Origin of the sequence: Blautia sp. OF03-15BH, assembly GCF_003463065.1 — a bacterium.
Classification (GTDB): Bacteria; Bacillota; Clostridia; order Lachnospirales; family Lachnospiraceae; genus Limivivens.
This window is the reverse complement of the sequence record NZ_QSCM01000007.1, coordinates 1-21,475: the sequence shown is the minus strand read 5'-3', so window position 1 is coordinate 21,475 and position 21,475 is coordinate 1. Positions and strand designations below refer to the sequence as shown.

At 49.6% G+C, this 21,475-nt stretch carries 8 protein-coding genes; 2 read left to right on the top strand and 6 right to left on the bottom strand.

Annotation, left to right across the window (positions count from 1 at the left end; all coding sequences use genetic code 11):
• Positions 1–121 precede the first annotated feature (121 nt).
• Together DXA57_RS09125 and DXA57_RS09120 are read right to left on the bottom strand one after the other, a co-directional pair.
• Positions 122–1,873 carry a DUF6612 family protein gene (locus DXA57_RS09125; protein ID WP_117766829.1) on the bottom strand — a complete coding sequence of 584 codons (1,752 nt, stop codon included), beginning with the start codon at positions 1,871–1,873 and terminating at the stop codon, positions 122–124.
• An 87-nt stretch (positions 1,874–1,960) separates the two neighbouring features.
• Entirely contained in the window at positions 1,961–3,337 is a 1,377-nt protein-coding gene (locus DXA57_RS09120; RefSeq protein WP_117766827.1) for an MATE family efflux transporter, read from the bottom strand.
• 196 nt (positions 3,338–3,533) lie between these two features.
• On the opposite strand from DXA57_RS09120, the gene DXA57_RS09115 reads away from it, so the two are divergent.
• Positions 3,534–4,430: a helix-turn-helix domain-containing protein gene (locus tag DXA57_RS09115; RefSeq protein ID WP_117766825.1), complete on the top strand. Its 897-nt coding sequence runs from the start codon at positions 3,534–3,536 to the stop codon at positions 4,428–4,430.
• Positions 4,431–4,494: 64 nt separating this feature from the next.
• Here DXA57_RS09115 and DXA57_RS09110 read toward each other — a convergent pair whose 3' ends face one another.
• The 3 genes from DXA57_RS09110 to DXA57_RS09100 form a co-directional block, all read right to left on the bottom strand.
• Positions 4,495–5,211 (bottom strand): S8 family peptidase, encoded by a 717-nt coding sequence (locus DXA57_RS09110; RefSeq protein WP_117766823.1) that lies wholly within the window; start codon positions 5,209–5,211, stop codon positions 4,495–4,497.
• Entirely contained in the window at positions 5,208–13,781 is an 8,574-nt protein-coding gene (locus DXA57_RS09105) for an InlB B-repeat-containing protein (RefSeq protein WP_158571277.1), read from the bottom strand. The genes DXA57_RS09110 and DXA57_RS09105 overlap by 4 nt, the downstream gene beginning before the upstream one ends.
• A 211-nt stretch (positions 13,782–13,992) precedes the next feature.
• A complete protein-coding gene (locus DXA57_RS09100) occupies positions 13,993–15,375 on the bottom strand; it encodes a LuxR C-terminal-related transcriptional regulator (RefSeq protein ID WP_243005756.1) in 1,383 nt (460 codons plus the stop codon).
• Between the two features lie 433 nt (positions 15,376–15,808).
• Between DXA57_RS09100 and DXA57_RS09095 the strand changes: the two genes are divergently transcribed.
• Positions 15,809–17,974 carry a leucine-rich repeat protein gene (locus DXA57_RS09095; RefSeq protein WP_117766819.1) on the top strand — a complete coding sequence of 722 codons (2,166 nt, stop codon included), beginning with the start codon at positions 15,809–15,811 and terminating at the stop codon, positions 17,972–17,974.
• 94 nt (positions 17,975–18,068) lie between these two features.
• Here the strand turns inward: DXA57_RS09095 and DXA57_RS09090 are convergent, their stop codons facing one another.
• Positions 18,069–21,359 (bottom strand): family 78 glycoside hydrolase catalytic domain, encoded by a 3,291-nt coding sequence (locus DXA57_RS09090; RefSeq protein ID WP_117766817.1) that lies wholly within the window; start codon positions 21,357–21,359, stop codon positions 18,069–18,071.
• Positions 21,360–21,475: the final 116 nt, after the last annotated feature.

The following is a 21,475-nucleotide window of genomic DNA, read 5'->3' as shown; positions in this document are numbered from 1 at the left end:
TTGTCTATGATTGAATACTCACTTCACAGTTCCACTCAAAGTTCCATACTATGATGATGCCAGGGTCAAAAGTTCAAAAAGCCCCCTGCTTATCAGGTGCAGGGGGCACAGATGGTTCTTTTTACTGAATTTCCACATAGAGGTAATCCAGTCCGTAAGGACCAAATTCCAGCTGATACTCGGTAAGATCTTTCGGCACGATCATCACGCACTGGCAGTGAACGGTATCACCCGGATGATAGCTGTTCATATCCTCATAAAGGTTGTAAGTGGATGCGAAATAGCTGTCTCCATTGTAAACCAGCCAGTCGTTGCCTTCACTTACCACACTCATGATCGTACTGGGGGCATAGATACCATATTCTTCATCTGAAAAATCTGTAGGTAGATAAAGATCATAATCTACGATCCGGTATTCCTCATAGTTTTTCAGGGCAGAGAAGCTGTAATAGCTGCCTTCCGCATTGAGAAGCTCATCCACATACGCTGCTGCCTCCTCGCCTCCGGTGATGCCGGTAACGGTAAGACCTGCCTGCTCATACTGATCAGAAATGGCATTGTAAATGTAAACCTTTCCCATCTCATTCATAGCCGCAGGATTTTCTTTGCTGCCTTTGTCCGTAAAGGTAACGGAAGTATCCGTCGTTTCCTGAATACCTTTTACACCCAGTTCTTCTGTAAGAGCACTTGCTGCATTCTCTATGATCTCACTGGCTTCTTCGCCTGCCCCGGCAATTCCAGAATTTTCTTCCGGCTCACCCTCTGTTTCCAGGGGCAGTTCCGGCTCGCCGTCGTCACCTGCTGCAGGAAGATTTTCCGGATAAGCGATCTCAGAAATGGCATTATACTGACTGCAGCGGTATCTCACTACCATAGTCTTAAATTCCATCTCTGTGTTGGTGCCTTCTCCGGCGGTATCGCCTATATTGCCTTTCAGACCAGACATATCAATGGTAAATTCTGCCGGCAGGAAATCATCTGCATTGACATACAGCTCTACCAGGAAGGTCTCCGGCATTTCCATATCTCCCAGGGACTCCTTAAGATCATCCAGTAAATCCTGAAGCTCTTCCTGCATTCCGGTCTGCTCCATGGCATCGTTCAGACTGATGCTGCTCTCCAGGACATAATATTCTTTTCCTTCTGTATCCACAGCTTTGTGGTCTCTGATCGTGAATTTGATTGCACTTTCCAGCTCATTCAGACTTTCACTGGTGAAAATGAATTCCGGTTCTGCGCTGGAAGCAATGGAACGCTCCCAGTCTGTGATCTCGCCGTTTTCATCGACACTTCCTTCATACTTCGCATGTTCGCCATCTTCTTCCCGGATATAGGCCTCGCTGACCTCTTTCTCCGTCTGACCCAGAATACTCATAACCATCATTGTTGTCTGATGAGAAGCATACGGTTCAAAAATCTCCTCATTTGCCATGTTGATATTCATCGTCATATCCATCTGCATGCCGGTGGAAGCTTCATCTCCGGATGCACGGATGTTGATGTCCATGTCCATAATGAGTTCTGATTTCACACTGCTGAGCTCTGCAGCAGCTTCTTTCATCTTTTCAAGCAGCTCCTCTTTCGTAAGATCAGCAGCCTCACCATCTGTGTACGTTTCTTCCAGAGCGTTTTCTGCCGGCACTTCCGGTGCATTCTCTGCTGTTTCTTCGACAGCAGCTTCTGCAGAGGTTTCTTCCACGCTTTCCATAGCCACTCCTGTGGCAGCCTCTGTTTCTGCCTCAACTGCCTCCGGGTTCCCGACTGCTTCCTTCGTAACTTCTCCCAGGCTCTGACCGGAAGCAGACGCATAGGCAGCAGAATTCATGGAGAGTGCTCCTGCGAGCAGACATGCAAGGACTAATTTCTTTTTCATAATGTGTATCCCCCTTTCTTTTTCTTTATCGCCATTATACAACAATCACTCTGAAAAACCTATAGAAATTTTCAAAAAATGTGAATGTCAGTTTTTTGTCTCTCCAATCTCATCCACAAATTCCCCACGGATCCGAAACACCGCGACAGCAATGACCGCACAGCAGATTACCCAGGTGACCGGTTCGCAGACACAGACTGCCGGATAGCCGAAGACCGGTACCAGCCAGACAGCAAAGACCGTCTTTCCGATGAGCTCCAGGCAGCTGCAGAAAAGCGGCATTCCCGGCCGGCGCATCCCCTGAAGGATATTTCGCAGAATGACTAGGACAGCCATGGGCGGGATCATCGGGATTCCGATCCGTAAATACAACGCTCCGTTGGCGATGACCTCCGGGTTGCTGCTTCCGGTAATAAAGCGGACTGCGGCAGGTGCAAGAAAGATCACAAAGGCCAGTGCCACCAGCCACCAGCAGAAATACATGAAGATTCCGCTTTTTGCTCCTTTTGCGATTCTGGAATGTTTCCCTGCTCCGTAGTTCTGGCTGGAAAAAGTGGCTGCACTGGTACCCAGTGCGATTCCCGGCACATAAAAAAGCTCCGCCAGCTTTCTTCCACCTACCTGTGCGGCAATATAAACGCTTCCCAGAGCATTGATGCTGCTCTGAAGGATCACACTTCCCAGGTTATAGATGGCACTCATAAGAGCCATGCTGAGTCCTGTCCAGAACATTTCGGATACAAATTTCCGCGGAACCTTCCATTCCTCTTTTCCAAAACGGATCTCCGGATAATTTTTCAGAATATAGAACCCTCCAAGAGCGGCGCTGATCCCCTGAGAAAGCACGGTTGCAGCTGCTGCTCCCTGTACACCAAGGTTCAGGGGATTTCCAATAAAAAAGAAGTCCAGTCCCACATTGAGGAAGCTGCTGAATAAGAGAAAACAAAGAGGCGTCACACTGTTTCCCATCGACTGAAGCAGGGCTGACTCCAAGTTGTAGGCCATCGTCAGCGGAATGCCTGCCAGAATGACGGTCAGATAGCTTAAAGCCCCCTCCAGCACATCATCCGGAGTCTGCATCACTCTGAGAAGCGGCCGCCGCAGCAAAAGAAAGCAGACCGTCATCACCAGAGCGGAAACCGCCGCCAGCGTCACCATCCAGCAGACGGAACGCTTCATCTCTTTCTGATCACCGGCTCCGAAGCTCCTGCTCACCGTAAGTGCCAGACCGTTATTCAGCCCGAACGCAAAATTGGTGAGCAGGCTATAGAGCGCGGAGGTTGCTCCGATCTGGGCCAATGCCGCATCACCCAGCAGATGACCGGCAATGGAAGTATCTGCCAGATTATAAAACTGCTGAAGGATATTTCCCAGAAACAACGGCAGTGCAAAGGTCAGAAGAAGCTTCAGCGGCTTTCCCTGCGTCATGTCCAGAATTCTTCCTGTCGGTTTTGTCTTTTTCATATCGCTCTCCTCTTTTCGATTACTTTTCACAGTGCGCTTATCCAAAACCCGATGCGGTCTGCTGATGCCTGAAAACGACCGGGACCGATCGGTATGCGCCACTGCTTTTTTATCATCATAGCGTAAAAAGAAGCTTGTCGCTTTCACAGAAACGTCCTATACTATAACAAAAACGACTTTATGAAAGGAATTATCCATGATCGAATACCGCTCCTTTGTGCCGATGAATCCGGACAGAGAAGAAATCAATGAACTGGAACACTCCCCCTTTAACCTTCATGCGAATGAGGGAAACATCCACCGCTATGCGGCTGGCCTGATCCCCTCCCACTGGCACCGGGAGCTGGAAATTTTTCTCCTTCTGGAGGGACGCGTCCGGATCGGCATCGGGAAAGAAACCTTTGAAATTCTCCCCGGTGAAGGCTGCTTCATCAATACCGGCATCCTCCACTCCTTTACCTGTCTGGTCCCTTCCCCCTGCCTTTATCATTCGTTTGTCTTTGATGCAGGCATCGTTTCCGGCCTGCCCGGAAGTGTTTTTGATACCCGCTATATCCGCCCACTCCTGGAAAACGGCTCTGCTTATCTGAAATTTGACCGTCTTCCGGAAAACCAGCCCTTTTTCCTGGATTTTGATGAAGCCTTTTCCTCCTGCGAACAGGAGACGCCTGGCTATGAATTCCAGGTCCGCGCCGCACTTTCCCGCATTCTGCTCTTTGCCGGTCAAAAGACGCAGATGCTGCCCTCTCACCGTTCTTCCACACTTCAGGAGGAACGGATCAAACAACTGCTGCCCTGGATCGATGCCCATCTGGAACAGAATCTTTCCATCAAAAAACTGGCCTCTGTCATCAACGTCTGCCCCCGTGTCTGCCAGCGATTGTTTCGTCAGTATCTCCACTGCACGCCCATGGAATATCTGCTGGAAAAACGCCTGCTTCTGGCTGCGGAAAAGCTTCTCTCCACCAATCTTCCCGTAACGGATATCGCGCTTTCCTGCGGGTTTACCAGTCCGAGCTACTTTACGAAGCAATTCCGGAAGCTGATCGGCAGTACGCCGAGCGTGTACCGGAAAGAGAAAAAAAACAGCTGAATCAGACAGGATTCTTCTGTCTGATTCAGCCGTTTTGATCCATTTACCGCACGGTATCCTTCCGTCACTCCAGAAAGCCCCAGCCAAAAACCGGATCATATCCCTCTTCTCCGGCATCTCTTGCGGTTTCTTTCAACCATTCCCGTACTTCGGCCTCGGAGGCCTCCGGTTGTTGAAAGAGATATTCTGCGATTTTTCCTGAAACCCTGGGGACTGCAAAAGAGGAACCCTTTTCCCCTTCATAATTTCCATCTGCACTGACAAATACCGCCTCGCTCTTAAGATACCAGAGAGAGCTTACAGGCTCCCCATTTTCATCGGTATCTGCCCCGCCCACACCAATGACCTCTTCCCAGGCTGCCGGATAAACCAGACTGCCTAAGGGTGTGGAAAGGCTTAGATTTCCTGCTGCCGCCACAAGGACGGCGCCGTTTTCTCTGGCGTAGCAGACTGCTTCGTAAAGTTCTTCACTTTCTTCGTTCCGTGTCCAGCTGATGCTGATCACATCTGCCTGCCAGAGATCCACTGCATCATAGAGCGCCTGTGTGACGGTCTCTGTTCCCTTTTTTTCTTCTGTTTCTTCTGCTGACTCAAAACATTTCAACATGATGAGTCTGGCATTCGGAGTTTCCGATTCCAGAAGCTGATAGATCAGGTCTCCATGGCCGGCTTCATCCGTCAGATCCTCGTTTCCGGCCAGATAGTTCCATCCCTCGGCCCCGGCTTCATTCGTCCCGGAATCCAGAATACAGACCACCGGAGCCTGCGGTGCGGCTGTCATCCTTCCTCCGGAAGGGGCATTTCAGCCCCTTCGGTATTCATTGCTTCTGTCTGGAGGGATTCGCTCTGCAGTTCTGACGCTGATTCTGTCTGCACTTCCGTAGCCGGTTCCGGCGCTTCGGTCATAGGTTCTGTGGCCGGTTCTGGTAAGATTGCTTCTGTCTGGGCCTCCGTGGACGGCTCCGGTGCTGCTGTTTCTGGCTGTTTCTCCGTCTGGGGTTCTGTAGATGGCTCCGGCGCAGGTTCCGGTGCCACGGTCTGGGATTCTGTAGCCGGTTCTGCAGCTTCTGTAGTTGCTTCCGTCGCCGGTGTCTCGGTCTGTTTTTCTGACTCCGGCGCTTCCGTTCCCGCTTCTGTAGTCTTCTCCGTAACAGGTTCTGTTGTGGGTTCTGTCACTTCTTCGGTGGACGGTTCCGACGCTTCCGTCTGTGGTTCCGTCACAGCTTCGGTTTCTTTTTCGGTTTCTGCTGCTGCCGTTTCGGATTCACTTTCTGCTGTTTTTTCCGGTTTTCTTCTTGCCTTTTTCCCTTTTCTCGATGTCGTGCTTACCGCTGCGGTTTTCGTTTCATCCGCCTCCAGAGACTGTGTACCTGTCGTTTGTGTCATGTAAACATCAATCGTTGGTTCTGCTGTCAAAGCCCGCTCCATTACAATCTCCACGATCTTCAAGGAACTGTGATAGATCACTGTCATAAAACCAGAATTCGTATAGACATAATTTCCCGATGCATCTACCCGGCAGCTTGCAGTTTCATTGCCCATCGAGATCTTCACCCCTGAAAATGTCATATTTTCCTGTGCCGATACACCAACCAAAATGCTGCGTTTCCGGGTCGTTCCCCAAATACTGACTGCCGTCCTTGCTGTGCCTGAAATTGCTTCATCACTGCCGTATGTGACATACACGGTCAATGGTTGTGCAGCTACTGCTTTTACCTCCGCACTGGAATTTACCGTTTCATAATTTTTGCTATCCGTCGGAGTAAAGGTCACATTGTAGCTTCGACTATTCAGAATCATTTCCGGATCTTCCCAATTCCAGACTCCGTATACGGTTTCACCATTGTTTGGATTTACCGGCAGCGGCTGATCCGGCTTACACAGCGTCAGAGGAACATTCAGTGCATCAATCCCGATGACATTAATTGTCTCAAACGCACAACTGCTCGCATCCGGCACTGCCTTTTCCACTTCCACCTGGAAACGATAGCTCACAGGATTTAAGTTTCCTCTCTGGTTTTCTTCCGGAATGAATTCTGCTTCTATCTGCCAGGTACCGACCTGCATCGGCTGGCTGTTATAGGGTTCGCCTGTTTCATCTGTCAGCATCCATTTCCATTTACCGGTGACGGGAATGCTGCTGCCGTTTCTTTCATAGGAAACAACGACGCCACTGATCATATCCTGGGCGCTGAGGCGGAAATCCACGACCTTTCCATTGACGGTGCGTGTCTCCTTTTCTCCCTCTGTCATCTCCTGTCCATAACCAAGCTTCTGGACCTGAATGCCATTTCCGTCTGGGTCGGCTGACACGGTGAGGTCAGCCTTCCTGATCTGATAGCTGACAACTGCCACTGCCGGATCCTCGCTGCTCACCGTAGCCTGACTTCCGTCCGTAGCTAATCCTGACTCTTTCCAAACCATATATTCCGGATATTTGAGCCGCAGTGTCACAGTGTAGGTTCCGGCACTGATGCCGCCGTTGTTTTCCGTCACTTCATAGTCCGCCGTCTCATTTACGACCGGTTTCTGCAGGCTTCCATCATAGGTTAAGCCAGCAATCAGCGGAATCTCCACTTCCCGTTTCGTCACGGTCAGTTTCACCTTGATTCCGGTGATCCTTCGGAAACCGTCCTCATCCTCCGGAACGAAGGTCAGGGTAAATTCCTGCTCACCTTCACCGGAAAGCGTGTGGCCCGGCGTATCCCAGATCCAGGTTCCGGCTGCTTCCTGATAAGCGTTGGCTGTGACCTTGTAAACGGCTCTTCCGCCGGTCACTTCCACATCTCTCAGTGCAGTACCACCGGTCACGGTTCCATTTACAGTCGGCGCCGTCTCCAGTACCGGCTGGATCCAGCGGATCTCAGCCTCTGATTTCGCACTCTCATTCAGAAGAATGTAAAGTCCGTCCTCATCATTTTCCAGCTGATAGCCGGCGAAAACAACCTGTAACTCTTTGCCCGGAACGCTCTGAGAGAATTCCATCTGGCCGCCGGTCAGCTGCAGTTCTTCATAGACGATTCCGCGGTCCGCATCTACCAGCCGGTAAGTTCCCGTGGCTTCTGTGCTGTCTTTGACATAATCTCTCGAATCGGCGGTAAATTCTACGTTTACGCCGATCTGGGTCTGTACGGACACCTCTATTTCGCAGGGAGCATAAAGCTTCGCTGCCTCTTCATCCGGTGTAAAGATCACCCAGTAGATCACACTTTTGTTGTCTCCGCCCCAGGGGATGATGGTCTCATCCTGCCAGGAGAAGGTGCCGGGCACTTCGACCTCTCCATATTTTACGCAGCCTCCGGTCAGGGTGCTGTCTTTGAGGCTCTGCCCATAGGTAAGACTGCCCGCCGTGGGAGCCAGGGTCACTTCCGGCTGATTTTTGGAGATCCATGCCTCATAAGCGGTGTTTTCTCTTACATACTCGGTTCCTGCATCGTCTTTGTAGGTCACAGTGACACGATAAAGATAACGATAGGACCTGTCTTCCATCTCCGGCTCTTTTTCCTGAACCACTGTCACAGAAATGGCATTCAGATAGGCACTGATCCGCTCATCCTGATCCAGACCGGTCTGCAAAGCTTCTCTCACTGCTTCCAGTACTCTTTCATCCAGTCCCGCTTCTTCTCCAAGCTCCGGAAGTGCTTCGATCCGGCTCTCATACCCGTTACCAACTGCTTCCAGCGCCATATCCGCAATCTTCTCTGACGGATCATCCGTCTTCCAGGTTGCCTGATAGCTTCTGTCTCCCATAGAACCCCTGGAAATCTTTACCTCCATCGTGGGTTCTGTAAGACCGGTTCCGATCCAGCCGGTAAATTCATATTTTTCCAGAGCCGGATTTTTCAGTGTGATCTCATCGCTTTCCACCGTGTAGCTCTCCGGGTTTGGCTCCGCAAGGGTTCCGCGGACCAGATTATAAGAAAGCTTGTAAGAGATGGCCTTCCAATGGGCCGTATACTGCCTCTCTCCGGAAGAACCAGCCGGAATCTCAACGGTTTTCGCCGCCTCGGTAAGACCGGTTCCGGTCCAGCCGGTAAACTCATAGCCTTCCCGCTCCGGATTTTTCAGGATAATGGTATCTTCTGTCGTATAGCTTTCCGGATTCTCAGCAGGTTTTTCCACTCCGTTCATTTCATAGGTGATGGAATAGGTCACTGCTTTCCAGCCTGCGTAAAGGATCAGTTCTTCGCTGATCGTCTCTGCTGCCGGATCAAACGCTTCTTTTCCTCCCCGGTCTTTATACCAGCCGGTAAACTCATAATGGCCTCTCACCGGATTTTCCGGAAGCTCTGTCAGAAGAGCCCCCTCCTGCACAACGGTATTTGCATAACTTCCTTCCTCCGGATTTTCCGCAGGATCGTTCCGTTCAAAGGTCACAGGAATCAGTTTGATCCAGCCTGCGTAAAGGATCAGTCCGCCGGTCAGCGTCAGGTTTTCCGTATCTGCCGGCTCTCCTTCTGCTTCCGCATTTGTATACCAGCCGGTAAATTCATAACCGGGGTAATCCGGAACCAGGATATCCAGGACTTTTTCTCCCACCCGTCTGGTCGAATAGGTGAAACGGTAATATTCTTCCCCGTCTCCTTCGAATACCTGTCTGGTCTCTTCTCCGTCCAGATAAAGTGCCTGCCCCTTCACTGCTCCGAAATCGACCGTCACATCACAGGTCCAGTCCGCATAGAGAATCTGATCCGTCACCAGATTTCCGCCGAAAACAAAGGAGTCTCCCGAACCATCCTCTTTTTCTTTCCAGCCACGGAACGTCAAACCGTCAACAAACGGTGCCGGTGGTTCTTCTGTTTTTCCGTCTTCCCGTACGCTTACCGTTTTATAGGTTCCATAGGAGCCGTAATTATACAAGAACGTCAGTGTCCGATATTGATAAGAACGGAGCCGGAGCTTCAGATCATACGTCGGCATGGAAAAGACTACGGTGTTGTCTTCTTCTGTCCGGAACTGGATATCCGGATCTTCGCACTGCACTTCCACACCGGTGTAGCCTTCCTCCAGTGCGATCTTCAGGCGGACTTCCGTTCCCGGCCGGATGCCTGTTTCTGTCACAATGGATCCGTCCTCAAAATTCATGGAACGGATGCCTTCTCCAAGTTCTGCCTCCAGCTTCGGATCCCCGAGGGTGATCTCATAACGGACGTCCGTTTCCTGTTCCCGGCCGGTGAGGAAAAAGCCTGTTTTTACCGGTTCTGCCCCGTCCACCGTCATGAGGAGCGGCTGCTTTTCTCCATTAAAAGCAGATCTCTTTGCAGAAAGCTTCCAGCTTCCGTCTTCCTCAGGTACAAAATCCAGAGCCGTTTCACTCTGCGGCGGATAAACGGAAAATGCATATTTCGTATCCGGCATAGGATTGGTCAGCTTCACATGATAATTGATGCTGCCGTCACCTTCAAACCGGCGTACATAGAGATAATAGGTTACCTCATACTCTTTTGTTTCCTTGAATACGTCGAAACGTACCACTCCATTATCCGGTGTCATATAGCAGAAATTACTGATCCTGGGAACACTGTACTGCATGGAACTGCTTCCTGACGGATCCAGCCAGCTGAAATTCATTCCCTGGATTTCCGGATAAGCCTTTATGGCTGCAGATGCCGCCGTATTCAGATTCATTTTTCCGGTGGCTGTCGGCTCGCTTAAACCTCCCACCATATGAGACGCTTCAAAAGAAGTCTCATAGACTACCGCATTATCCCAGGCTGCTGCTTCCAGTCCCCAGGCATGGGCACACCAGTCATAAAGCTTCACCTGAACCTTCTGTGTCGTAGTGGAAATGGCGCATTGTTTGGAGAGATGGAAACGGCGCACCTGTTTTTTCACCATAGCAGAAGCATTGCTGTTCTGATAAGTCAGCACCACATCCAGTTCCGCTTTTTCACAGATGTACTCTGCCGCTATGCTTTCATCCATGTAGATCATGCCCTGATTCTGCCCTCTGGAAGGATCACCAACGGAGAACAGTTTGTTTTTCGGATCGCCGGATGGAACTTTCTCTCCGTTCACCGTAAGATTTTCGATCTTGAGACTCACTTCTTTATTACTCCAGAGGAGTTCGTTCTCCAGGCATTCACCGGTCATCAGTGTCCAGGTCTTCATGGGAATATTCTGGAATCCAAACACGGTTTTCTTATCTGCATTGACTATGGAGCTTTCCCACATCTGATCCAGCTTTTCCGCATTCATATAGCTGAGTTTACTGGATACCGAAGTGGACCATAGCGGCCAGCGGCCTTTGTAAACATTCCAGTTTTTCTTGATGGTCTTGAAGATCAGTTTTACCCGAAGGCCAAGGTCTACGCTCACATCAATGCCGACCTCGAAATTCAGCGCTCCCAGGCTGGTATTTGCCCCGGATAAAAGGTTCGCCGTGAAGAAATACATACCCGAAAGTTCCGCATAAGCGTAAAGACTTCCCGTCACCGAGGCCCTTGCGATACCGCAGAGTGTGATCGAGATTGTCAGACGGAGACCCAGACGGACGCCGACTTTACCGATGAGGTAAATATTCGTAGTCACGTTACTTTCCAGCTTCTGCGTGTAAGAACTTCCCTTGAATTTCAGGAAATTGTATTTGAAACCGATGCGTTCGCCGTTTGTAATGACGATTTCCACACCGAAGGTTGCCAGAATACCGATCTGACCCACGAAATCCAGGTCCACGCCAAGGGTGATGATGCCGTAGAAGGAGAATTTCAGTGTCAGAAGCCGGACGGTAAAGAGATCATTATAGGACAGTGAGGTCGAAACCACCGACTGCATCACATCCATAAGATCCTGCACAGACTGGTCATACGCATCGTAATCGTCCGTCTCTTTGATGCCTTCCGGTTTTACGATCTCTTTCATGTTCTCTGCCGCTTTTTCAAAAACACTGGCACTCTTTCCGGTGGTGGCAGAGATCGTAAGGGCGATCTTCGACGTGGAACGAAGCGTTACAGACATATCCAGCCAGATCTTTCCGCCGTTTACATTGGTCTGTACCGACAGAGACTGGGTAAATGCAAGCTTCGGTGTCACCGTCATCAGTATCTTGCCGTCTTTTTTGATCGTGGCTTTGGCACCGACCGTGATATTTGCCGTCACCGTACTTCCGGATACGGAAAGCTTTACCGTGGGGCGCTGCGGCTGGAGCGTCGCATTCATACCTGCCAGTGCATATACGCCTTCTCCGTACATCTCATCCAGGAGCTTCTGCGTCTCCCTGGAGCTCATGACAGCTACCAGCATCTGTGCCTTCAGTTCCTCATTTTCTTCCACCTGACTGGAGATTTTTGATGAAAGGAGCTCCAGATCTTCCTCGCTCAATTCCTCATCCACATCCACATCTTCCGTCACATGAACATCCAGATCAGAAAGATAGGCTTCGGGATCCGCGTAACCGAACGTCAGATGTGTCCCATCCTCTTTTTTCTCAGCAGTCAGAATCTCTGCAAAAAGAACGTAGCCATCGAAAGAGCCCTCTGTATAGGCTTCGATATTCTGTTCTTCTCTGCCGATCTCACCGTCATAAAAGACTACGATATCCTCTTTTTTATACTCTTTGTCGGTCTGAAGTACGATCTCACCGGGGTCATAATCTCTCTGGTCGACCTCTTCATCCAGGTTTTCGCTCTGGTCCTTATCCTCATAAGAAACCACCGGTGTATAAGAAGTCACCTGATCCCAGAGTTCATAGGCGATCTCATCGGAAAAGTCTACCACCTCGACTTCTTCCTTGTATACATAGAGCACCATGGTCTCCACGTCTTCCGAATAACCGGCAAAATGCACACCGTCAGATACGATCACACTCACCGTGGAACCGGGTTCAAAGCCTTTCTCCCCATCCTTTTCATAACAAGTTCCGGAAAGAGCAAAACCATCGGCCGTCTCTCTCACGCTGACCGTCGGCTCCAGATCACCGGATCCTGCCTCCAGACGGATGGCTGCCTCCATATCCTCCAGCGTCATTCCCTCTTCTGCGGTAAGAAGCACCTCTTCCTGCCAGCCGAAATCCTTCCGGTCCACAGAGCTTCCGTCCTTTTCAGAAATCTCCGGTTCATCGGACGTAAAAAATGCATACAATGTCACGTTTTCTTCCAGCGGCTCCGTATAGGAAAAGCTCTCCGTACACTCCGCATCACGGCACCAGCCGCCAAAGGTATACCCTTCTTTTCTTGTGGAAATTTCTGAAACCGGCTTGGTCAGAAGCGTTTCACCCTTTGCAAAAGCCAGTGGTTTTAAAGGATCCCCGCCAGCGGTCTCAAAGGTGACCGTAACTGCATCCTCTGCTTTTATATAACGGGCATAAAAGGTCAGCTGACCGTTCACAGCCTCAAACTGAGAGGCCGGCTCCGTAAATTCCTCGTCCTGATACCAGGAGGTAAAAATCTTGCCTTCTTTTTCCGGCAGTTCTTCCGGATATTCCACCGGATCACCCGGTTTTACAAGAGAAGTCTCCAGTACCTCATCTTCTGCCATAAAAGTGACCAGATAAGAGGTCAGCACCAGCTCCTCCTGCTGCCCGGCTTTGAGTGTGATCTCGCTTCCGTCAGGCTTCACAAGCGTAAGTGCTTCCTGACTTTCATTTTTCACGGAAGCAGTTGCCCGTACCGTAAGTTTTTCCGGTGTTTTCGTTACCCGGATCACGCCCAGGGAAGCATTTCCCTCAATGGTCACTTCTTTTCCGCCATCCACCTGGATCTCCGGAACTTCCGTATCCTGAGAAAGGCGAAGTAGGGTATCTTCCGCTTCTTCTCCGCTAAAGAGCGTCAGCTTTTCCAGACTGGTGCCGGAAAGTTCGGTTCTGATGCCACCGAAAATTCCCATAGAATCTGCTTTCGTCTCTTTCAGCTTCACCTTGCCGCCTCCGGCAACAGAAATGTGCTTTGCCTCCGCACCGGCCACAGCCGCTTTTTCTGCCATGATGAGAAGATTTGCATCTCCTCCGGTCAGATTCAGGCTGTCGGCTTCTTCCTCGGAAAAGACCCGGTTCGCCCAGAGCTTTTCGCAGAGCGCCTGCCAGTCTGCCCCGGAAAGATTTTCGTCTGTTTTCCCGTCAAAACAAGAGTCCAGCTCATCGCTTTCGGCACTTAAACCCAGAAGTTTTTCCAGAAAAGCCTTCGCGTCCGACCAGGTTTCCAGCTGCGCCTGTTCTTTCAGCTCTTTCGCGGCTGTCTCCATCGTGCGGAGATCTTCCTCCGTCTCTGTCTCGGCGCTTTTATTGCTTTCTTCATTTGTTTCTTCCAGTTCTGCTGCCCGCACAAAGATTTCGCCCACCCCTGTGCCTCCAATGGTCGTTACCAGCATGGCCAGAACCAGAAGCATAGCCAGAAATTGCCGTTGCTTTTTCTTCATATTGCTTCCTCCCTCATATGATTTTTCCATTATCTGACAGTTCTTAAGAATATTATATTGTTTTTTTTACTCACCAGAAACCCTCTTGAAAGCAGAAAAAAGTGCCCTGCCCAGGCTGCCAGGCAAGACACTTTTGGTCTTTTTGTCTTTTGTTTACGGGTCCAGTTTTACGATATTCGTAAGACTGAAAATCACGGCTTTTCTCTGTCTTTTACTTATTTACAAACTGCAGCAGTTCTTTTCTGCTGTTCACATGCAGGGTAGCAAGAATATCGGAAATGATGTGTTTCACAGTGTTGACCGAAAGGCCCATACAGTCTGCGATCTCCTGGTTGCTCCAGTCCCGGCAGGCCAGCATGGCAATGGCAAATTCCTGCGGTGTCAGTGCATCCGTGACAACCCAGTCCGATTCCTGATTGTGGATCTTCATCCAGCCACGGCTGAAACTGATGATGCCTTTCGTAAGTGCCTTATAAGCCTCCGGTTCCGCCTTTTTCAGACAAGACTCCATGACTCCCTGAAGAAGGCCATGATGCTCAATAAAAACCTCCAGAAGCCCGTCCGGTTTTGCCGTATCCCAGGCTGTCATAAAGGCCTCTTTTGCCCCTTCCGTTTCTTTCAGTTTGATTTTGCACATGGAAACCATGCAGTAAATATAGATTTCCGGAATCGGATAGGTCTCATTAAGTGAAAAAAGAGTCGCATCCAGAATCCCCAGTGCCCGTTCATAGTTTTCCTGCAGATAAAGCTCATGCGCCATCAGATAAGAGGCGTAAGCGCGAAGTCCTTTGGGCAGATACTTCACATACTCCCGCAAAGGAGGAAGATCATCAGCCGGAAGATGTACCAGAATACAGGTCATATAGCCGGCAAAGACACAGTTCGCTTGAATTTCCTTTTTCTCATTCCCTGACAAAACAGCCGCCAGCGTTTCCTGGATTTTTAAAAATCCATTCCGGGCCGCCTTTGCATTTCCCAGAGTAAAATTAGCAAAGGAATACATAAGACAGGCAGAAAGCCGGATGGAAATATTCTCATTTTCCAGATAAGTCTCCGTGATCTCCTCACATTTTTCCGCTTCACCGGAAAAATAATAGAGCTCCGCCTCTGCTATCCTTCGAAAGTCAGGATCTGAAAAGCTTTCCACCGTCTTTTTTCCATCGCCGGGTTCAAAAGAACTGTTCAGAAGAGGAAGCAAGAACCCGCTTTTTTCAGCTTTTCCCTCTGCTTCCCTCGTTCTCTTTGTCTTTTCCGCACGAAAAAAAACGTCCAAAAATTCTTCTGCCTTTCTGATATGCAGAATGGTAAACAGCTCTTTTAAGCCTTCTTCATCCAGCATGTCCGTTTTATAATTCTTCTGATCTGCCGCCGGAAGTTTCAGCGATACGATATTCTCAAAGCGGAAAGGTGCTTCTTCCTTTTCCGTTTTCTGCCGCAGCTTTCGCTTAAAATCGCTCCAGTACCGGCTGGGATTCGCACTTACTTCCAGTGCCCGCAGAACATCAACAACAGAGAAAAACCATCTGCCTTCCCTTTCTTTCCAGACACTTCGGATCTTCTGTCCTTGATAGCATCGAACCACATATTTCTCCATAGCTGTCTTCCTCCCGTTTTTCAAATGCCTTATCATGCAAGCATGAACGGCTTTTTGACCCCAACTGATGCCTACGAATTGCTCCGCTGCAAGGCAGCTCACGCAATTCTACAAACATTCGAAATCCGCTGATTTACTGCGTAAATCGCTGCTTTCTCATGTTTGGCGGGTCCCAAGTTCAAAAGCCTTATCGTGCAAGCACGAACGGCTTTTTGACCTTTTGACCCTGGTATCATCATTATATAATAAGAAGCTTCTCATGAACAGCGAAAATTTGGAGTGATAAATGCACATTTTTGCCCTTCTCCTGTACATTTTGGGCAAAGTGTTTTCCTTTGGTTTACTTCTCCAATTCCTTTTGCTATTATGAAAGCAGAAAAATAGTGTAACTGTTCTGAACGGTTTCGAATTTTTTTATGAAGGGAGCAAGATTATGAAAAGAACACACAAAATTCTTGCGGGCATTTTTCTGCTGGCAGTCCTTTTACTGGGACTGATGCCTGTAAGCACAAAAGCAGCAGCTCTGAAAGGTACCGATCCCTGCTACAAGATCACACCGCAGCTTACTTCCGCTTCCTGGAAGTACATTGACGAGATCTACCGGCAGAAGTATCCGGACCTTGGCCTCACAAACTGGTTTCTTTCCGAAGCTGACGGCGAAGTCCTGCAAAAACTGAGTGATACCATCACCAAGGGGCTTACCTCTCCTTCCAGTAAGGCAACTGCGATTGCCCGCTGGATCAAAGGAAACATTACTTATGACACAACGGTTTCTTCTTTCCCCGTTGACGTTTTCTACAGCCGCAGAGGCGACTGCCAGGGATACAGCATGCTTATGACAGCGCTGATGCGCTTTGCCGGTATTTCTGCTGTGGACTGCACCGGATGGATCGGAAACATGCAGAAAAATATGACCCTTGGAGTCTTAAGCCATGCAGACGGTCACGCCTGGGTCATGGCCTGGCTCGGAGATGACTGGTACCTCTTTGATCCGCTTTTCGACAGGTATCAATGCAAAGACAAAACCTTAATCTCCAAGTGGTATTTTTTCGATCTCATCGATGGGGTCTGCCCCTACTATGACGGAATTCCTTTCCAGTACATCAATAACGGAAGCGGGATTTTTTACAAAGATGGCCGTTTTCTATACCTTGAAAATGGAATTCCGGGAAGTCAGGTACATGGCTGTTCCGTGCAGTATTTTGGCTCTGCAGAGGGTATTTCCTACCCTGCGGTTCTTCGTTATTCTGAGTCTCCCAACGGTACCCGTGATGGATGGGAGTATGACGAAAACCCGGAGCGAAAAGATCAGATGATCAACGATGAATGTTATCGGGATGGCTGGGTCGGCACCGAATACGCAAAGCCCAATGGAATCATCGCTACCAATTCGATTGTTATCCGAAATGGAAAGCCATTTTTTCTCAGCTATTCCGGATCCGCTTTTTCTCTGCCAGGAAAATCTTCTGATTACACCCTGACCCAGGGCGCAATCACCATCAGAAAAGGCCAGAGTCTGTCAGGATTTTATCCCTACTCTTATAGTAAAAGGGAAGAAGGTTATGTCCTGACCTGGAAATCGGAGGATCCTTCCATTGCCACAGTCACTCCTGGCGGAAAAGTCACCGGTATCTCTGAAGGATATGTAAATCTCAGTTACGATTTTTGCCGCCTGGAAGATAACGCCCATATTGGAGGAGGGTTCATTCAGTTCTATGTAAGTGCTTCTGACCGGAAGGCGGATTATACCGATCACTCTCAGCTGGACAAGCATGCTAAAATCATTCTCTACGATAAACGATGCCGCTTTACCGGGTCCGAAATCCGTCCTGCAGTGACTGTCACCTGTGATGGAAACACCTTAAGTGAAGGCAGCGATTACACCCTTTCCTATAAAAACAATATCAATCCCGGAACAGGCACAATCATTGTTACCGGAAAAGGTGTATACAAAGGAACACTCAAAACAACCTTCCTCATTACTTCCGCAGACGGAACTCCGGTTCCTGAAACGCCATCTACAAATACCCGGCCGAAAAAAGGTCAGACTCTGACCCATGCCTCCGGCAGCAAATATCTCGTTACGGGTGCCAGAACCGTTGCCTTTAAAGCACCGAAAAAAGGAGCGAAAGCAGTCATCATTCCAAAGACCGTAACTCTGAAAGGCTATCCTTTCAAAGTAACCTCCATTGCCTCCGCCGCTTTCCGGAATAATGCCACCGTCACGAAAGTCACGGTAGGAAGCAATGTCACCACCATCGGTCAGAAGGCTTTCTCCAACTGCAGCAAGCTCAGCAGCGTAACCCTTGGAGGCTCTGTCAAAAACATCGGCGCCTACGCCTTCTACCGCTGCACGGCTTTAAAGAAACTCACGATCCCTGCAGCCACCACAAGCATCGGAAAAAGTGCCTTCTATGGTTGCAAGAAGCTGACATTCCTCACGATCCGGACCGCCAGCCTCACCAGCAAAACCATCGGCACCAAAGCTTTCATCGGAACCCCGAAAAAGCTCACCGTTTCTGTACCGAAAAAACAGAAAACTGCTTACACCAGGCTTCTTCGAAGCAAAGGCGTAAGCAGAAGGGCTAAAATCAAATAAAGTCACCAATGAAAGCGCCATCCCCGCAGCTGTCAGAACGGCATCCATAGTTGCCGTATCAGCTGCCGCCTGAGATGGCGCATTCTGATTTCAATTATACCGTAAATTCATATCTTCCCGATCCCAGTTCCTCCGTCCTGCCACCCGGCAGTACCAGTGTCGCCCTGGTGTTCACCGGTATCTCGCACTGATAAAGGATGTGTCCGTTTTCTTTTTTCCAGCCACTCTCAATGACTCCGTAAGGCGAATTCACACTGCCTTTTGCCCAGATGAGATCTCCGATCACAGGCTCCAGCCGGAAATGGGTAAAGCCCGGATGTTCTTCTTCCCGGCGGATACCTAAGACATACTGATAGAGCCAGGAAAGCACGCTTCCCAGAGAATAATGGTTGAAGGAGTTCATAGCGTTCTGGCCGCCGAAACCGCGCTCTTCTGTCAAAGAATCCCAGTGTTCCCAGATGGTCGTGGCTCCCTGGGTCACAGGATAGAGCCAGGACGGAAAAGCGGTCTGGAGCATGAGCTTATAGGCATCCTCACTTGCTCCCGTATCGCAGAGTGCCTGGTTCAGAAGCCCGGTTCCGAAAAATCCGGTTCCGACGGTGTGATCCGCAGCCCTCGTCTTTCGGAGCAGATGCTCTGCTGCTGCCATCCTGTCCTCCATCACGCCATATTCCAGGCCCAAAACATACGAGCACTGCGTATCACAGGGCTTGCCCTCCAGTGTCCGCGTTTCCTTTGTCTCCGGATCCACAAAGGTGTCATTCCAGTAACGACGGCAGGTTTCCGCCAGTTCGTGATAAGCTTTCACACCCTCTTCATCCTTTAGGATGCCTGCGATCTTTTTCATCAAAACCGCTTCTCTGTAATAGAAAGCATTCCAAAGCAGAGGAAGATCCGTTTCTTCCGGTGCCAGCCAGTCACCCAAAGGTCCTACCACCGCACTTCCTGCTCCCGGAAGCCCTTTATCCTTCATGTATGTCATATATTTTTTCATACCCGGATAATATTTTTTCAGCATCCGCACATCTTTGTACTGCTCATACAGCTCATATGCCATGAAAATGCTGGCACACTCATACGTCACGCCGCCGAAGCCTCCGCCTATCGGTGCGATCTCCGGATACTGGCCTTCCTTCGTCTGAAGATCCTCGAATGCCTGCAGATAACGCTCGTAAAACAGCTTCAGATCACTGTTCAGAAGCGCTGTATGGCAGAAAACATGGGTATCACCTGCCCAGCCCATACGCTCATTTCGCTGGGGGCAGTCGGTGGGAATATTGATGAAGTTACAAAGCTGGGACCAACGCACATTCTCCGTAAAACGGTTTAAAAGAGCATGGGAACTCTCAAAACTTCCGGCAAATTTTTCAATCGAGGAATACTGGAGACTCTCCACCTCGGAAAGTGCCGGCGGATTTTCCACTCCGCTGATTTCAATATAACGGTAGCCGTGGAAAGTGAATCGCGGCTGGTAAACTTCTCCTTCTTCCCCACTGCAGATATAAATATCCGTACTGGTGGCATCCCGGTAATTTTCCAGCATCATCTTGCCTACATTCTCACCATACTCCGGAAGATCGGGATAAAGCACCTCCGCATAACGGATGATAACCTTTGTGCCTTCCTTTTCATGGAAATGGATCCGTGGTACGCCTGCCATTTCCTGCTCCAGATCATAAATGTAAACCTTTTCTCCCTGATCCAGCCGTTTTCTGGCACTCCGGACAGCTGTTACCTGAACAGGAGCCGGATATCCGCCTTCAAAAGCCACTTCCTGACCATGAACCTTCGGCCAGCTTCTTCCAAAGCCTTCCGGGAAGGTACGGCATTCATCGATCACCGGAAGCTCCCAGGGCTCTTTTGCCGCTGCTTCCCAGCCACTGTCATCAAAATCTGCCAGTGAAAACGCATCATACACGTCTTTCTTTCTGGCATCGTACTGTTCTCCCAGGAAAAATCCGCTGTAGCGGTAGGGGCCATCCCCGAAATACTTCCAGGTTTCCGGATTTGTGGTGTAAATCTCCCGGTCTCCGTCAGAAAATTCCAGAACGATTTTTGCCAGAAGCGCCTCTTTATCACCAAAATAGTTATAATTTTTTACCACAAAGGTCTGTGCATCACACCACCAGCCGGAGCCAAGTGCCACGCCAATCCCGTTGTTTCCGGGCTTTAAGATCCCTGTCAGGTCATAGGTCTGGTAATTCATACGTTTGTCATACTGGGTAAGCCCAGGAGCCAGAAGGTTGTCTGTGATCCGGGCGCCGTTTACATGAACATCGTAGACACCACGGGCTGTCATATAAAGCCGTGCTCTCTGAAGAGTGGCATCTTTTCGCACCGGAATATTGCTTCGGAGCATAGGGACAGCCCCTCTCGTGGGATCCTTTGTGATCTGACTTCCACAGACAACAAAGCAGCCGTCCTCTTTCGGAAGCTCTGCAAAAATGGAAGTTTCCTTCTCCGGCGTCTCCTCTACAAAGGTTCTGCCCGGCGTCCGGAGATTTTTTACAGTCAGATTTTTAAAGCAGGCCGTATCACCATCCCCTGCAAAAAATCCAATTTCGTTCAGTCTCGGATAGGTGAGCACATCGTTATGACCTCTGGGATTTAAAACGCGGCCGGAAATTTTCATCGGTCCCATCGCTTTTTCCAGCACATCCACCGGCTGCTCATCCAGATAAGTGAAAGCTTTATCTCCGTCTACCATGATTTTCAGCCGATGAAATTCTCCGAAATCAATGGTTTCCGGAAGTGCTACCGTTGCAAAGGGAACCTCTGCCTTGTCCTCTTTCGCATAGCCGACCCGGTAAATATCCAGCACCGGTTTCTCTCCGCCCCGGTTGATCTCATAGCGGATGTAGTTTTCTCCTTCCAGCCCGTATTCATTCTGGTTATGATCCAGCAGCCGGAAATCATTGGCTCCAAAAACCACACCAGCCCGACTGCTTCCCTCTTTCATGCGGAACGTACTTTCCAGAACGAACACACCTCTGGCATTGGCTGCCACATGAAAATCCGGAGCTCCGATCCAGTCGGCACCTTCCCAGACGCTTTTGTCCGTTTTCAGAAAGCCGGTCTCAAAAATCGTTTCTGCCACTGCTTTTCTGCCATAATTGTCCGTAACTTCTACCTGTACCACATACGCAGTGCAGGGTTTCAGTTCTTTTCCTTCATAGATAATTCCGGTGGAAACACCGGTGGAAAGAACGCCGGAATCCCAGACTTCTTCCTCTGTATTCGCTTCTCTTACACGAATCTCCACAGCGTTCTGCATCGTATCTTTTTTGTCAGAAGAAAGCTTCCAAGAAAAACGGGGTGCCTGTTCATCCAACCCCAGTGGAGAACGAAGATATTCTACAAGAAGTTCTGTCAATGATAATCCCATAATCAAACCTTGTGAACTGCTCGGTAACTGAGTTACCAGAGCATCTGAATAGAGGCTGGATACCGCCTTTTTCAGGGTGCGTCCATGACACCACTACTGTTTACTCTTTCGAGCTA